The following is a 15,087-nucleotide window of genomic DNA, read 5'->3' as shown; positions in this document are numbered from 1 at the left end:
GCGGCGCCCCGCGGGGCCGGGACGCGGCGGCGCCGCTGCCGCCCCGCGCGGTGCGGGTGGTGCGGCAGCGGCGCCGTGGCCGGACGGTGGATCAGCCCTCGGCGGATCAGCCCTCGGTGGAGCCGTCCAGGTTGACGTAGGCGTAGAAGACGCCCAGGTCGTAGCCGTCCTTGTCGGTGTCGAACAGCACCTTGATGTCGGTGTCCCCGTTGCGCAGGAACGGCGAGATGTCCCAACGGTTGGAGTCGTAGCCGAAGTTGTTGCGGTTGTACGGGGTGCGGATGAACTGGTCGGCCGGGGTCAGCTCCTCGATGGTGGAGTTGAACGCGTCGTTGGAGGCGTGGTTGAGGTCCGAGAAGAGCGCCTGCGGGCCGTTGGTGGACTTGATGGCGAGGGTGTCGCCGGTCCACTTGAGGTCGCCGTCGTAGACGACGAAGCCGAGCTTGCCCGCGACCGGGCCGGCGGCGGGGGTCTGCAGCCCGGTGAGGTCGAACTCGCGCGGCGGGCTGTCCGGCAGCTCGACCCGGAAGCCGTCCCACAGGTGGATGTGCCGGTACGGCTTGCAGTCGTTCTCGTACGCGACCACGATCGTCCAGCCGCCCCAGCTGTGCGGCTTCACCACCGAGTCCATGTTGGCGACGGTGTAGGTGCCGTTGCCGGCCTGCCGGACCAGGTCGGTGATGTCGGCGGAGGCCTGGTAGCTGCTCTCCACATCGGTGGTGATGTAGCCGATCGAGGGCTGGTCGTTGGCGATGTTGCGGTACTGGCCCTCGCCCGGGACCTTCAGGTAGACCTCGTCGATCTGGTTCTCCGGCAGCACGACGTCGTCGATGCCGCGGGTGCCGCCCCAGTACAGCCGGGCGTACTTGACCCGGGAGCCGTCGATCAGGCCCAGGTCGGCGGAGCTGGCGGAGTAGATCCCGTCGCCGAGCGGGCCGACCGAGCCCGGGTCGATGTTGATGTACTTCATCTCGTACTTGTTGTTGATCGGCCGGGAGCCGAGGCCCTTGCGGGCGTCCTCGCAGGGCGGCTGCTCCGGGTCGAGCGGCGCCTTCGTCTCGTCGCAGGTCATCAGCGAGTTGCTGATCCGGGTGATGGAGCCGTGGAAGTCGCCCTCGAAGCGGGTGGTGAACGGCAGCTGGTTCTCGGCGATCGTGGTGGCCCGCTGCTGCGGGCGGTGCGGCTGCGGCGACTGCAGCGCCTGGAACGACTGGAGCGGGTTCTTCGACTGCAACGACTGCAGCAGCTCCAGCGGGTTCTTCGGGTGCAGCGGGAGCTGCGGGAGCTGCGAGCTCTGTGAGTTCTGCGAGTTCTGCGGGCTCTGCGAGCTCTGTGGGGCCTGCGAGTTCTGCGAGCTCTGCGGGTACTGCGCACCCGCGTTCGCACCGGTGCCCGTACCCGAACCGCGGGCGTCGGCGACGGTCGGGACGGCCAGCAGCTGGCCCGCGACGGCGGCCACGGCGGCACCCACGACGCAGGTCCGGCGGACGAGCAGTCGGGTGGCGGCGGCGCGACTGACGGAGGAGGTCATGTGATCCTCTTTCAGGATGAAACGGACATTCAGACCCCATCGGACCATGACACCCGGTCATACAAGCTTCACATTCCGCCACCGCGACCGGCGATCCGTCGCAGATCCACTCCATAGGACGGCCCGCCGTCGTCCCTTCGGGCGACAGCGGGCCGGAAACGGTTTGAGCGGCCGTCAGCCGCTCACAGCACCTGGAGGTTCTTCCGCAGCTCGAACGGGGTGACCTCGGAGCGGTACTCCTCCCACTCCTTGTGCTTGTTCCTGAGGAAGAAGTCGAAGACGTGCTCGCCGAGGGTCTCGGCGACGAGTTCGCTGCGCTGCATCAGGTCGATGGCCTCGCCGAGGTTCTGCGGCATCGGCTGGATGCCGAGGGCGCGGCGCTCGGAGTCGGTCAGCGCCCACACGTCGTCGTCGGCGCCGGGCGGGAGCTCGTAGCCCTCCTCGATGCCCTTCAGGCCGGCCGCGAGGGTGACGGCGTAGGCGAGGTACGGGTTGCAGCCGGTGTCCAGGGAGCGGACCTCGATCCGGGTGGAGCCCTGCTTGCCCGGCTTGTACATCGGCACCCGGATCAGCGCCGAGCGGTTGTTGTGGCCCCAGCAGATGTACGAGGGCGCCTCGCCGCCGGCCCCGGCGGTGCGCTGGGAGCCGCCCCAGATCCGCTTGTAGGAGTTCACCCACTGGTTGGTGACGGCGGCCGTCTCGGCGGCGTGCTTCAGCAGCCCGGCGATGAAGGACCGGCCGACCTTGGAGAGCTGGTACTCGGCGCCGGACTCGTGGAAGGCGTTGCGGTCGCCCTCGAACAGCGAGACGTGGGTGTGCATGCCGCTGCCGGGGTGCTCGGAGAACGGCTTGGGCATGAAGCTCGCGTGCACGCCCTGCTCCAGCGCGACCTCCTTCATGACCAGCCGGAAGGTCATGATGTTGTCGGCGGTGGAGAGCGCGTCGGCGTAGCGCAGGTCGATCTCCTGCTGGCCGGGGGCGCCCTCGTGGTGCGAGAACTCGACCGAGATGCCCATCGACTCCAGCATGGTGATCGCCTGGCGGCGGAAGTCGTGGCCCACCCCGCGCGGGGTGTGGTCGAAGTAGCCGGACTGGTCGGCGGGGATCGGCGGGGTGCCGTCGCCGGGCAGGTTCTTCAGCAGGAAGAACTCGATCTCCGGGTGTGTGTAGAAGGTGAAGCCCTGCTCGGAGGCCTTCTCCAGGGTGCGCTTGAGCACGAACCGGGGGTCGGCGAAGGAGGGCGAGCCGTCCGGCATCAGGATGTCGCAGAACATCCGGGCGGTGCCCGGGGTCTCCGAGCGCCACGGCAGGATCTGGAAGGTGGTCGGATCCGGCTTGGCGATCATGTCGGACTCGTACACCCGGGCGAACCCCTCGATCGCCGAGCCGTCGAACCCGATGCCCTCCTCGAAGGCCTGCTCCAGCTCGGCCGGCGCCACCGCGACCGACTTCAGGAAGCCGAGCACGTCGGTGAACCACAGCCGGACGAACCGGATGTCACGCTCTTCGAGCGTCCGAAGCACGAACTGCTGCTGCTTGCCCATGGGGACAGTCTCACCTCTGCTCTTTACGCTCGTGTTACGCCCCGGAGGTCGTGGAAAGACCTCGTAAAGCGGTTGCCCCCATCATGGCCGATCCCCGCCCGGCCCGGCAGTGCCGACCCCCGCCGCCGACCCTTGCCCAGGACATTGCGTCAGTTAGACGATTACACTCGGGGCATGCCCAATCTCCGTCTCGCCCTGTGCCAGACCGACCCCTGGGTCGGCGACCTCGCCCGCAACGGCGACGAGGTGGTGCGCCGGACCAAGCAGGCCGCGGAGGCCGGCGCGCAGCTGGTCGCCTTCCCCGAGATGGCCCTCACCGGGTACCCGGTGGAGGACCTCGCCCTGCGCCACTCCTTCGTCGAGGCCTCCCGCGCCGCGCTGGTCGCCCTGGCCGCCCGGCTGGCGGCGGAGGGGCTGGGCGGGGTCCCGGTGGTGGTCGGCTACCTCGGGCGCTCCGAGCACGCCTCGCCGCGCTTCAACCGCCCGGCCGGCTCCCCGCAGAACTGCGCCGCCGTGCTGCACCGGGGCGAGGTGGTGACCCGCTTCGCCAAGCACCACCTGCCCAACTACGGCGTGTTCGACGAGTTCCGCTGGTTCGTCCCGGGCGACCAGCTGCCGGTACTGCGGCTGCACGGGGTGGACGTCGCGCTGGCGATCTGCGAGGACATCTGGCAGGACGGCGGCCGGGTCACCGCCGCCCGCGAGGCCGGCGCCGGGCTGCTCCTGGTGGTCAACGGTTCCCCGTACGAGCGGAACAAGGACGACCAGCGGCTGGAGCTGGTGCGGCGCCGGGCCGCCGAGGCGGGCTGCGCCCTGGCGTACGTCAACATGGTCGGCGGCCAGGACGAGCTGGTCTTCGACGGCGACTCGATCGTGGTCGGCGCGGACGGTGAAGTCCTGGCCCGCGCCCCGCAGTTCGAGGAGCACCTGCTGGTGCTGGACCTCGACCTGCCGGCCGCCGCCGGCGACGACACCGACGGCCTGCTGCTCAGCGACGGGCTGCACCTGGTCCGTACCGAGCTGGGCGGCGGGCCGCAGGCCGCGCCCGCCGAACCGCTCACCGCCGGGGTGGCGCCGCGGCTGTCCGACGAGGCCGAGATCTGGGCCGCGCTGGTCTCCGGCACCCGGGCGTACGTGGCCAAGAACGGCTTCGGCTCCGTGCTGATCGGCCTGTCCGGCGGCATCGACTCGGCGCTGGTGGCCGCGATCGCGGTGGACGCCGTCGGCGCGCCGAACGTGCACTGCGTCTCGATGCCCAGCCGCTACTCCTCCCAGCACTCCCGGGACGACGCGGCCGAGCTGGCCCGCCGGACCGGGCTGCGCTTCCGGACCGTCTCCATCGCCCCGATGTTCGACGCCTACCTGGGCGCCGTCGAGCTGACCGGCCTGGCCGAGGAGAACCTCCAGTCCCGGCTGCGCGGCACCCTGCTGATGGCGATCTCCAACCAGGAGGGGCACCTGGTGCTCGCGCCCGGCAACAAGAGCGAGCTGGCGGTCGGCTACTCGACCCTGTACGGCGACTCGGTGGGCGCCTACGGGCCCGTCAAGGACGTCTACAAGTCGCTGGTCTTCCGGCTGGCGCGCTGGCGCAACGAGGAGGCCGGGCGGCGCGGCGAGGTGCCGCCGATCCCGGAGCACACCATCACCAAGCCGCCGTCCGCCGAGCTGCGGCCGGACCAGGTGGACACCGACTCGCTGCCCGACTACGACCTGCTGGACGGCCTGCTGACCCGCTACATCGAGGGCGACGAGGGCCGGGACGCGATCGTGGCGGCCGGCTTCGACCCGGCCCTGGTGGACCGGGTGGTCCGGCTGGTCGACACCGCCGAGTACAAGCGGCGCCAGTACCCGCCGGGCCCGAAGATCTCGGCCAAGAACTTCGGCCGGGACCGCCGGCTGCCGATCACCAACCGCTGGCGCCGCGGCTGACCCCCACCCGGCCAGCGCTCACCCGGCCGGCCCTCAGGAGGAGTACCGGTACGTGGCGGCCACCGGGAGGTGGTCGCTGCCGTCCCGGGGCAGGGTGCGGGAGTCCACCGGCTTCAGCCCGCCCTTGCTCATGATCTGGTCGATCCGGGCCATCGGGAAGGCGGCCGGCCAGCTGAAGCCGAAGCCGTCCCCGGCGGCGCCCTGGGCCGAGCGCATCTGCGAGGTGACCGGCGCCAGGCTGCGGTCGTTCATGGTGCCGTTGAGGTCGCCGAGCAGCAGAACCTTCTTCAGCGGCTCGGCCTGGATCGCGTCGCCGAGCGCCTGCGCGCTGACGTCCCGCTGGTTGACGGTGAAGCCGCCCTCGGCCTTCAGCCGCACCGAGGGCAGGTGCGCGACGTACACCGCGACCGGGCCCTGCGGGGTGGTGACCTCGGCCCGGAAGGCCCTGGTCCAGCCGATCTTCAGGTCCACCGGGGTGACGTCGCCGATCGGGTACTTCGACCAGAGCCCGACGGTGCCCTCCACGGTGTGGTGCGGGTAGGCGGCGGCGAGCCCGGTCTCGTACGAGCGCAGCTGCTTGCCGGCCAGCTCCTGCAGAGCGACGATCTGGGCGCCGGAGTCCACCAGGGTGCGGACGGTGCCCGGCACGTCGGTGTTGGCGGCGGCGACGTTGTGGCTGACCACCGTCCAGTCGCCCTTGCCGCCGCTCTTGTCGCTCAGCAGGCCGCCGAACAGGTTGGCCCAGAGCACGACGGGCAGCAGCAGGGCGATCAGCGCGGTGGCGGAGCGGCGCAGCAGCGCGGGCACCAGCAGCACCGGGACGGCCAGGCCCAGCCAGGGCAGGAAGGTCTCCAGCAGGCTGCCGAGGTTGCCGGCGCTGTTGGGGACCTCGGCGTGCAGGGCGATCAGCGCGGCGGTGAGCACGGCCAGCACGGCGACCACCAGGCCGCGCCGCCAGGTGGTGCTGCCGCGGGCGTCCCGGCCCCAGTGGCGCAGGCCGAGGAAGCCGCCTCGACGCGACGCGGGGGCCGGGCCGTCGGCGCCGCCCCCTGGGGCCGCGATCCGTTCGGTCCTGTCCGCCTGCGCCATGAAGTGGCTCCCGTTCGCTCGTGCCGCCGCCGTTCCGGTACCCGGACCGTCGAAGGTGCGGGCACGACCGGACCGGTGCCGGTTTGATCGGATACCCGGCTCAGCCTATGCCGGGACAGACGTCGGGCCCGCTGAGCGGGTTCCGGCGTGGCCCGGTTTGGTGAGCGAGGCCACGTCCGGTCCGGTGGGCGAGGCCACGTCCGGTCCGGTGGGCGCGGCCGCGTCCGGGGCGCCGTCCGGCCGGGTCAGCGGGGTGCGAGGCCTTCGAGCATGGAGTCGACCAGCTTGCGGGCCAGGTCCGGGTCCTCCAGGTCGGAGTCGTCCCACAGGATGCTGCGGTAGAGGATCGGCCCCATCAGCAGGTCGTTGAGCAGTTCCAGGTCGAGGTCGTCGCGGATCACGCCCTCGGCGACGGCCCGGCGGATCAGGCCGAGCCCGACCTCCCGGCGGGGCTTGATCACCCGTTCCCGGTAGGCGGTGTACAGCTCGGGCAGGGTCTGCATCTGGCCGAGGGCGGCCTTGAGCACCCAGCGGGTGCGCTTGGCCAGGCCGCGCCGGCGGACGTGGTCCACCAGGGCGATCAGGTCGGCCCGGGCACCGGCGCCGGTGGGCTCCGGCAGCGGCTCCTCCAGTCGGCTGACCACGTCGACCAGCAGGGCCTCCTTGTTGGGCCAGCGCCGGTAGATGGTGGCCTTGCCGACGCCGGCGGCGGCGGCGATGCCCTCGATGGTGAGCTCGGACAGCGCGGTGCCGCCGGCCATCAGGTCCTCGACGGCCCCGAAGATGGCCTGCTCGGCGGCCTCGCTGCGGGGCCGGCCACGGCGTACCTCCGCGCAGTGCTGCCCGGTGCCGGCGGTCGGCGTGTCCGTCTTCATCCCCGCTGTCTCTCCCTCGTCCTCCCCGGTCGCCCTGGCGCCGTGGGGTGTCCTCCGGTGGGCCCTCGGCAGGGGGCCTGCCGGGACCGAGGCCCCGCCACCCGGGCGTACCCGGGTGACAGGGCCATTGTCACTCAGTCGCGGTACGGCCGGCCGCCGGTCAGGCGTCCGCGGCCGCGGACTCCCGCTCCTGGCCGCGCTGCTCGGGGGCCGGCCCGGCCGGTCCCGCGGGGGAGGCCGAGCGGCCCGGCAGCAGGAACCAGGCGACGACGGCGCCGATCACCGAGACGCCCACCGAGAGCGAGGCGACCACGTGCATGGCGTGGATGAAGGAGTCGTTCGCCGGGGCGACCAGCGCCTCGCCGCCGGGGATGCGGCCGGCGATGGCCAGGGTGGCCTCCAGCGACTCGCCGGCCTTGTCGCGCAGTCCCTCGGGCAGGTGGGTCAGGGTGTCGGCCATCCCGTCGCGGTAGACGGTGGAGAGCACCGCGCCGAGCACGGCGACCCCGAGCGAGCCGCCGACCTGGCGGAAGGTGTTGTTGACGGCCGAGCCGGCGCCGGCCTTCTCGCGGGGCAGCGAGGCCATGATCGCGACGGTGACCGGCGGCATGACGTGCGCCATGCCCGCGCCCATCACCAGGCCGAGCAGGACCAGCACCCAGATCGGGGTGGTGGCGGTCAGCACGACGTAGCCGACGAAGCCGAGCGCGACCAGCAGCATGCCGCCGGCGGCGGTGGCGGCGACGCCGAGGCGGTCGACCACCAGCCGGGCCCGCGGCGCGAACACCAGCTGGGCGGCGGCCAGCGGCAGCATCAGCACACCGGCCTGGAGGGCGCTGTAGCCGCGCACGCTCTGGATGTAGAAGACGCCGAAGAAGGAGACGCCCATCAGCGCGAAGAAGATCACGCCGACGACCACCACGGAGGCGCTGAACACCCGGTTGCGGAACCAGGTGACGTCCAGCGCGGGGAACGCGGTGCGGCGCTCGTACCAGACGAAGGCGACCAGCGCGACGACGCCGACCAGGGTCGGCACCCAGGCCCCGGCCGCGGTGAAGTCGGCCAGCTCGCCGCCCTTGATGATGCCGTAGATCAGCGCGACCAGGCCGATGATCGACAGCAGCACGCCGATCGGGTCCATCCGGCCCGGGTTGGGGTCCTTGGACTCGGGGACCAGGATCACCATCGCTATCACCGCGACGACCACGATCGGGACGTTGACCAGGAAGACCGAGCCCCACCAGAAGTGCTCGATCAGCAGGCCGCCGGTGATCGGGCCGATGGCGATGGCCAGGCCGACCGCGCCGGCCCAGATCCCGATCGCCTTGGGCTGCTCGGAGCGCTCGAAGACGTTCATGATGATCGCCAGCGTGGCGGGCATCGCGAGCGCGCCGCCGACGCCCATCAGGGCGCGGTAGCCGATGAGTTCACCGGGCGAGGCGGCCAGTGCGGACAGCAGCGAGGCGATCCCGAAGACCACCATGCCGGCCAGCAGCGCGCGCTTGCGGCCGAACCGGTCGCCGAGCAGGCCGGAGGTGAACAGCAGCCCGGCGAAGACCAGGGTGTAGGAGTTGATCGACCATTCCAGGTCGCTCTGGGTGGCCCCGAGGCCGACCGGCGCGGGGGTCGCGATGGTCTTCATCGCGACGTTGAGGATCGAGTTGTCGAGCACGACGACGAGCAGGGCGAGCAGCAGGGTGCCGAGGATCGCCCAGCGCCGACGGTGGATGGCTTCCGGCACGCGGGGTGGCGCGGCTGCGGTGGTCATGGGTGTTCCCGTCCGTGGTGGTGTGGCACTGGCGGGCAATTCCGAGCCGAATGCGTCTCGCAACCCCCCGCACCAGACTAGCGGCCGATACGATACGAGACGAACCCGTTTCGTAAAGAGCAGGCAAATTCGGGGGCCTCCCGCGCACCCCGGCGCGGGGCGCCCGCGCACCCGGTGCGGCGCGGATCGCACCCGGTGTGGCGTGGATCGCACCGGGACGAACGCACCCCTCTTTGCGCCGGAGCCGGGGCGTGCAAGCATGGAGGTGATCCGGGGACGCCGTACGGCGCCACGAGACGACAACCCTTCAGGAGTCCGTTCGATGAACGCTTCTACGCCTTCGCCTGCCCAGAACCAGGCGTCGACCACCACCCTCTACGGCGGGGTCACCAACCGCCGGGTCACCGTCCGCGACCTCGCCGCCGCCAAGCAGCGCGGCGAGAAGTGGTCGATGCTGACCGCCTACGACGCCCTCACCGCGGGCGTGTTCGACGAGGCCGGCATCCCGGTGCTGCTGGTCGGCGACTCGGCGGGCAACTGCCACCTCGGCTACGAGACCACCGTCCCGGTGACCATGGATCAGATGGTGATGCTCTCCGCCGCCGTCGTCCGCGGCACCAAGCGGTCCATGATCGTCGCCGACCTGCCGTTCGGCTCCTACCAGGAGTCCCCCGCCCAGGCCATGCACAACGCGGCCCGGCTGATGAAGGAGGCCGGGGTCGGCGCGGTCAAGCTGGAGGGCGGGGAGCGCAGCGCCCGCTCGATCGAGCTGCTGGTCGAGGCCGGCGTCCCGGTGATGGCCCACATCGGCCTCACCCCGCAGTCCGTGCACGCCCTCGGCGGCTACCCGGTCCAGGGCCGGGGCGACGAGGCGGCCCACCAGCTGCTCCGCGACGCCAAGGCCGTCCAGCAGTCCGGCGCCTTCGCGGTCGTGCTGGAGGCCGTCCCGGCCGAGCTGGCCGCCCAGGTCACCGAGCAGCTGGCGATCCCGACCGTCGGCATCGGCGGCGGCCCGGACACCGACGCCCAGGTGCTGGTCTGGACCGACATGGCCGGCATGACGGCCGGCCGGGTGCCCAAGTTCGTCAAGCAGTACGCCGACCTGCGCACCGTCCTCGGCGACGCCGCCCGCGCCTACGCCCAGGACGTCCGCACCGGTGCCTTCCCCGCGGCCGAGCACAGCTTCACGTAAGGACCGCCGCCGGCGGCCCCGCTCCCCCGCCGGGAGCGGGGCCGCTGCCGTTCCCGGCCCCGCGGCGGCCGCTGACAGCGGCGTGACAGCGAACCGACAGCGCACCGCCCCGGCCGACAGGGAGCTGACAGCCGGGGCGGACAGCCTGGGGGCATGACACGAATCGCGACAGCCCCGAACGACCGGGGAACCACTTCCGGGAACGCCGTGGAGGTGCGGGGCATCGTCAAGCACTACGGCGAGACGAAGGCCCTCGACGGGGTCGACCTGACCGTCCGGGAGGGCACCGTGCTCGCCCTGCTCGGCCCCAACGGCGCGGGCAAGACCACCCTGGTGCGCGTCCTCTCCACCCTGATCAAGCCGGACGCCGGCACCGCGTACGTCGGCGGCTACGACGTGCTGCGCCAGCCCAAGCAGCTGCGCCGCACGATCGGCCTCACCGGCCAGTACGCCTCCGTGGACGAGCTGCTCTCCGGGTACGAGAACCTCTACCTCATCGGTCGGCTGCTCGACCTCCCGCGCCGGGAGGCCAGGGCCCGGGCCGCCGAGCTGCTGGAGCGCTTCTCCCTCACCGAGGCCGCCAAGCGGACCGCCAAGACCTACTCCGGCGGCATGCGCCGCCGCCTCGACCTGGCCGCCAGCATGATGGGCCGCCCCCGGGTGCTCTACCTGGACGAGCCCACCACCGGCCTGGACCCGCGCACCCGCAACGAGGTCTGGGACGAGGTGCAGCGGATGGTCGCCGAGGGCAGCACCGTGCTGCTGACCACCCAGTACATGGAGGAGGCGGAGCAGCTCGCGAACGAGCTGACCGTCATCGACCGCGGCCGGGTGATCGCCAACGGCGCCGTCTCCGAGCTCAAGGCCAAGGTCGGCGGCCAGACCCTCCAGGTCCGCCCGGCCCACCCGGCCGAGCTGCCCGAGATGGCCCGCTGCCTGCACGAGAGCGGCGTCCTCAACGCCACCGTCTCCACCGACACCGGGCTGCTCGCGGTGCCGATCACCGGCGAGGAGCAGCTGACCGCGGTGATCGGCGTACTCGGCACCCGCGGCTTCGCCATCGCCGGCATCGACACCAAGGTGCCCAGCCTGGACGAGGTCTTCCTCGCCATCACCGGCAAGCCCGCGTCCGCCGCCGTGCCCGCCCCCAGCCTCGCCAAGGAGCCCGTCGCATGACCACCGCCACGCTCACCCCCTCCCGGGCCCGGGACACCCGGCCCCCGGTGGAGGACTCCCGGATCGGCCTGACCGGCACCCTGCGCCACGTCGGCGCGCTGACCCGGCGCAACCTGATGCGGATCAAGGCCGACCCGGAGTCGATGTTCGACGCCGTGCTGATGCCCGTCATCTTCACCGTGCTGTTCGTCTACGTCTTCGGCGGCGCGATGGCCGGCGACCAGGACACCTACAAGCAGTACCTGATCCCCGGCCTGCTCGGGCAGACCGGCCTCACCCTCGCGATGGCCGTCGGCACCGGCCTCAACAGCGACTTCCAGAGCGGCGTGATGGACCGCTTCCGCACCCTGCCGATCGGCCGGGCCTCCGTCCTGCTGTCCAAGATCGTCGCCGAGACCCTCCGCGGGCTGCTCTCCTTCGCGATCCTGATCGGCTTCGCGATGTGCATCGGCTTCGAGGTGAAGACCGGACCGCTGGAGGTGCTGGCCACGATCGGCCTGGCCCTGCTGTTCGGCATGTCGATCGTCTGGATCTCGATGCTGCTGGGCATGGCCCTGCGCAGCGCCCAGGCCGTCCAGGGCGTGGCCATGCTGGTCCTGATGCCGATGCAGTTCGGCAGCTCGATCTTCGCCCGGACCGACACCATGCCGGGCTGGCTGCAGTCCTTCACCAAGGTCAACCCGCTCTCGGCGCTGGCCGACGCCTCCCGCTCCCTGCTCAACGGCACGGGTCCGGTGGCCCACCCGGTGATGATCGTGCTGATCTGGTCGGCCGCCGTGACCGCCGTCTTCGCCCCGCTGGCGGTCGCCCGGTTCCGCAAGCGGACCTGACCCCCATGACCACCGTCGGCTCCCCCGGCCCTCGCCGGGGAAGGCCGCCGGGCAGGACGGCCGGCCGCCCCGGACAGGCGCCGGCCGCCGTACGGGCCCGTGCGGCCGGTGACCAGGGGACGGGCACCGGCCGCACGGGCACCGGCTGTACGGGATCCGACCGCCCGGGCCCGACCGCGCCGTGGCTAGCCGAGCAGCCCCTCCAGCAGCTCGAAGACCTGCTCCTGGGTCATCCCGACCCCGCCGGCCCGGGCCTCCTCGTACCCCGCGTCCCCCAGCGACTCCCGCAGGGCCGCCTCCGAACGCGCCCGCTCGACCCGGTCCAGGTAGCCGCCCTTCGGGCCGTTCAGCCCGCCGTGGGCGCCGGCCAGCACGGCCGCCGCCCGGGCCCGCCCGAGGTCCCCGTCGCGCTGGGCGAAGCTGCCCAGCACCGCCGTCACCGCGGGCACCACCATGACCGTCATGTGCTCGGCGAAGCCGCTCGCGGCCGTCACCGCCCGCAGCTGCCGCCAGCCGGCGCGCAGCAGGTCGAGCCCCGCCTCCGGGTCCCCGGCCCGGGCGGTGATCCAGCCGCGGGCGCTCATCAGCATCCCGGTCACCAGGCTCGGCGCGAAGCCGCCGACCCGGACTATGTCCAGCTCGTCCAGCTCGGCCAGCGCCTGCGCGAACTCGCCGCGGTGGGCGTGGATGCCGCAGAGCGTCAGGTGGCCGAACATCAGCGCCCCGGTGGTGGCCTGGTTGAGGCCCGGGGTGTCGATGGAGGCCAGCGCCTCGCGGACGACCCGCTCGCCGTGGTCCATGTCCTGCTCCAGCAGGGCGGTGCCCAGGTTCACCCGCAGGATCGGCACCTCCTGCGGCGCCCCCAGCTCCTCGATCAGCTCGATCGCCCGCGCGTACGCCTCGGCGGCGGCCGCGGCCTCGCCCCGGTTGGCCAGCGACTCGCCGTGCGCGGACAGCGCCTGGGAGATCCCCCAGAGGTCGCCCGACTGCTCGTACAGCTCCAGCGAGCGGGCGCCGTCCTCGATGCTCTGCTCGGCGCCGCTCGGCCAGTCGTTCATCATCCTGGCCCGGACCTGCAGGATGAACGCCAGGTCGCTCGGCCCGCCGTACTGCTCGCAGCCCTGGACGGCGTCGTCCATCAGGTCCTTCATCATGTCCAGGCGGCCGGCCAGGAAGGCGCCGAACACCCGCATCAGCGCCGGGAAGCGGTAGGACTGCGGCAGGTCCGGGGTGTAGGCGTCCATCAGCCGCTGGGCGACCTCGATCGCCTCCGGGTCCCCGAGGACGTCCAGGTTGCCCTCGAACAGCCCGATCAGCCGGAACATCGCCAGCAGCCGGCGGGCCTCCTCGACCACCGCCGTCGGCAGCGGCAGGTCGTACGCCAGCACGCCGCGCTCCAGCGGCACCGCCCGCGGGGCGTCCGGGCCGAACGGGTCCGGGCCGAGCGCGGCGATCGCGGTGTACCAGGTGCGCGCCTCCATGCTGTAGCCGCGCAGCGACCAGTACCAGCTCATGCCGATGGCGAGGAGCAGCGCCTGCTCCTCGTCCCGCAGGTCGATCGCGCGGCGCAGCGCCGTCCGGATGTTGTCCTGCTCGCGCTCCAGCACCGTCAGCCAGTGCAGCTGCCGGGGGCCGTGGATCTCCGCGTCGGCGGCGGCGAGCAGGGTGCGGAAGTGCGCCAGGTGGCGGGCCTCGGTGGCGGCGCGCTCGGCGGCGGACCCGGCGAGGCGCTCGGTCGCGTACTCGTGGATGGTCTCCAGCATCCGGTAGCGCGGCAGGCTGGCCCCGTCCAGGTCGGCCACCAGCAGGGACTTGTCGACCAGCGACAGCAGCAGGTCGGCGACCTCGCCGGGGGCCACCTCGACGCCGTCGGCGCAGACCGCCTCGGCGTCCTCCAGCTGCCAGCCGCCCGCGAACACCGAGAGCCGGCGCAGCACCGCCCGCTCCCGCTTGCCCAGCAGGTCCCAGCTCCAGTCGACCACCGCGCGCAGCGTCTGCTGGCGCGGCAGCAGGGTGCGGCTGCCCGCGGTGAGCAGCGCGAACCGGCCGTCCAGCCGGTCGGCTATCTGGCGCGCCGTCATCACCCGCAGCCGGGCCGCGGCCAGTTCGATGGCCAGCGGCAGCCCGTCCAGCCGGCGGCAGATCTCGGCGCAGGCCTCCGGGTCGCCCTGCGGGTCGAAGCCGGGACGGGCGGCGGCGGCGCGCTCGACGAACAGCCGCAGCGCGACCGGGTCGGGCAGCGGCTCGACCGGCAGCACCGTCTCCCCGGGCACGCCCAGCGGCTCGCGGCTGGTGGCGAGCACCGTCAGCCCGGGGCACTCGGCGAGCAGGACGTCGGCGAGGTCGGCGGCGGCCTGGATCAGGTGCTCGCAGTTGTCCAGGACGAGCAGCATCCGGCGGTGGCCGCAGTGCTCGACCAGCCGGCGCACCGGGTCCTCGGCCCGCTTCTCGATCACCTCGGCGACCATGCTGGTGCTGTGCAGCACGATCTCGCGCAGGCCGAGCGCCGAGACCACGGCGGCGGGCACCGCGTCCGGGCTCTCCAGCGGGGCGAGTTCGGCCACCCAGACGCCGCCCGGCCAGCCTCCGGCGGCCTGTTCGGCGCGTCCGGCCTCGGTCGAGAGGCTGGTCTTGCCGGAGCCGCCGGGGCCGGTCAGCGTCACCAGCCGACGGTCCGTCAGCATCCCGCGCAGCGCGGCGAGATCGTCCTCGCGGCCGACGAAGCTGGTCAGCCGGCCGCGCAGGTTGCCGACGGTGCGCGGGAGTTGGGGGGCAGCGGCGGGTACGGACGCGGACGCGGGCGCGGCGTGGACCGGCTCCGGCGCCTCCGGGGCGAGCAACTCGGCGTACAGGGACTGGAGTCCGCGACCCGGGTCGGCGCCGAGCTCCTCGGCCAGGGCCCGCCTGGTCCGCTCGTAGTGGCGCAGCGCCTCGGCCGTCCGTCCGCTCTCGTGCAGCGCCCGGATCATCAGCAGCTGCAACGACTCGTCCAGCGGCTGCCGTTCGCACAGCTCGGCCAGCTCGGCGACCAGGTCGGCGGCGCGGCCGAGGCCGAGGTCGGCGGTGATCCGGTGGCGGCGGGCCTCCTCGCGCTGGGCCTCCAGCCGGACGGCCGGGCCGGTGCGGTCCGGCAGGTCGGCCAGCGCGGGGCCG

The 15,087-nt window shown here is 72.7% G+C and carries 10 protein-coding genes; 4 read left to right on the top strand and 6 right to left on the bottom strand.

The genetic code is table 11. From position 1 onward, the window contains the following. Positions 1-106: 106 nt before the first annotated feature. Complete coding sequence (locus AE652_RS18345; RefSeq protein ID WP_049652798.1) at positions 107-1,531, bottom strand: hypothetical protein; 1,425 nt, start codon at positions 1,529-1,531, stop codon at positions 107-109. 182 nt (positions 1,532-1,713) lie between these two features. Next, complete coding sequence (gene glnA / locus AE652_RS18340; RefSeq protein ID WP_049652796.1) at positions 1,714-3,075, bottom strand: type I glutamate--ammonia ligase; 1,362 nt, start codon at positions 3,073-3,075, stop codon at positions 1,714-1,716. Positions 3,076-3,249: 174 nt separating this feature from the next. On the opposite strand from glnA, the gene AE652_RS18335 reads away from it, so the two are divergent. Further along, positions 3,250-5,004, top strand: coding sequence for an NAD+ synthase (locus AE652_RS18335; RefSeq protein WP_049652794.1), 1,755 nt, complete (start codon positions 3,250-3,252; stop codon positions 5,002-5,004). Between the two features lie 33 nt (positions 5,005-5,037). On the opposite strand, the gene AE652_RS18330 is transcribed toward AE652_RS18335, so the two are convergent. The 3 genes from AE652_RS18330 to AE652_RS18320 form a co-directional block, all read right to left on the bottom strand. Continuing rightward, positions 5,038-6,093: an endonuclease/exonuclease/phosphatase family protein gene (locus AE652_RS18330; protein ID WP_049652793.1), complete on the bottom strand. Its 1,056-nt coding sequence runs from the start codon at positions 6,091-6,093 to the stop codon at positions 5,038-5,040. Between the two features lie 245 nt (positions 6,094-6,338). Further along, entirely contained in the window at positions 6,339-6,968 is a 630-nt protein-coding gene (locus AE652_RS18325) for a TetR/AcrR family transcriptional regulator (RefSeq protein ID WP_049652790.1), read from the bottom strand. Between the two features lie 160 nt (positions 6,969-7,128). Continuing rightward, positions 7,129-8,736, bottom strand: a complete 1,608-nt coding sequence (locus tag AE652_RS18320) for an MFS transporter (RefSeq protein ID WP_049652788.1) — start codon at positions 8,734-8,736, stop codon at positions 7,129-7,131. A gap of 322 nt (positions 8,737-9,058) precedes the next feature. Between AE652_RS18320 and panB the strand changes: the two genes are divergently transcribed. From panB to AE652_RS18305, 3 genes are all read left to right on the top strand, one after another. Beyond that, positions 9,059-9,928 (top strand): 3-methyl-2-oxobutanoate hydroxymethyltransferase, encoded by an 870-nt coding sequence (gene panB, locus AE652_RS18315; protein WP_049652786.1) that lies wholly within the window; start codon positions 9,059-9,061, stop codon positions 9,926-9,928. Between the two features lie 153 nt (positions 9,929-10,081). Further along, positions 10,082-11,104, top strand: coding sequence for an ATP-binding cassette domain-containing protein (locus AE652_RS18310; protein WP_049652785.1), 1,023 nt, complete (start codon positions 10,082-10,084; stop codon positions 11,102-11,104). After that, positions 11,101-11,934 (top strand): ABC transporter permease, encoded by an 834-nt coding sequence (locus AE652_RS18305; protein WP_049652783.1) that lies wholly within the window; start codon positions 11,101-11,103, stop codon positions 11,932-11,934. The genes AE652_RS18310 and AE652_RS18305 overlap by 4 nt, the downstream gene beginning before the upstream one ends. Positions 11,935-12,119: 185 nt before the next feature. On the opposite strand, the gene AE652_RS18300 is transcribed toward AE652_RS18305, so the two are convergent. Then, positions 12,120-15,087: BTAD domain-containing putative transcriptional regulator (locus tag AE652_RS18300; protein WP_049652782.1), on the bottom strand; the 2,968-nt coding region annotated here is incomplete at its 5' end.

The sequence above is a fragment of the Kitasatospora sp. MY 5-36 genome (assembly GCF_001182915.1).
In the GTDB taxonomy this organism is placed as follows: Bacteria; Actinomycetota; Actinomycetes; order Streptomycetales; family Streptomycetaceae; genus Kitasatospora.
Note: the sequence above shows the minus strand (reverse complement) of the source record. Positions and strands in the feature narration are given on the sequence as shown.

Bases quoted from the DNA above. Each gene is read 5' to 3' on its own strand.
- AE652_RS18345 (WP_049652798.1), bottom strand. From the start codon at position 1,531: ATGACCTCCTCCGTCAGTCGCGCCGCCGCCACCCGACTGCTCGTCCGC.
- glnA (WP_049652796.1), bottom strand. From the start codon at position 3,075: ATGGGCAAGCAGCAGCAGTTCGTGCTTCGGACGCTCGAAGAGCGTGAC.
- AE652_RS18335 (WP_049652794.1), top strand. From the start codon at position 3,250: ATGCCCAATCTCCGTCTCGCCCTGTGCCAGACCGACCCCTGGGTCGGC.
- AE652_RS18330 (WP_049652793.1), bottom strand. From the start codon at position 6,093: ATGGCGCAGGCGGACAGGACCGAACGGATCGCGGCCCCAGGGGGCGGC.
- AE652_RS18325 (WP_049652790.1), bottom strand. From the start codon at position 6,968: ATGAAGACGGACACGCCGACCGCCGGCACCGGGCAGCACTGCGCGGAG.
- AE652_RS18320 (WP_049652788.1), bottom strand. From the start codon at position 8,736: ATGACCACCGCAGCCGCGCCACCCCGCGTGCCGGAAGCCATCCACCGT.
- panB (WP_049652786.1), top strand. From the start codon at position 9,059: ATGAACGCTTCTACGCCTTCGCCTGCCCAGAACCAGGCGTCGACCACC.
- AE652_RS18310 (WP_049652785.1), top strand. From the start codon at position 10,082: ATGACACGAATCGCGACAGCCCCGAACGACCGGGGAACCACTTCCGGG.
- AE652_RS18305 (WP_049652783.1), top strand. From the start codon at position 11,101: ATGACCACCGCCACGCTCACCCCCTCCCGGGCCCGGGACACCCGGCCC.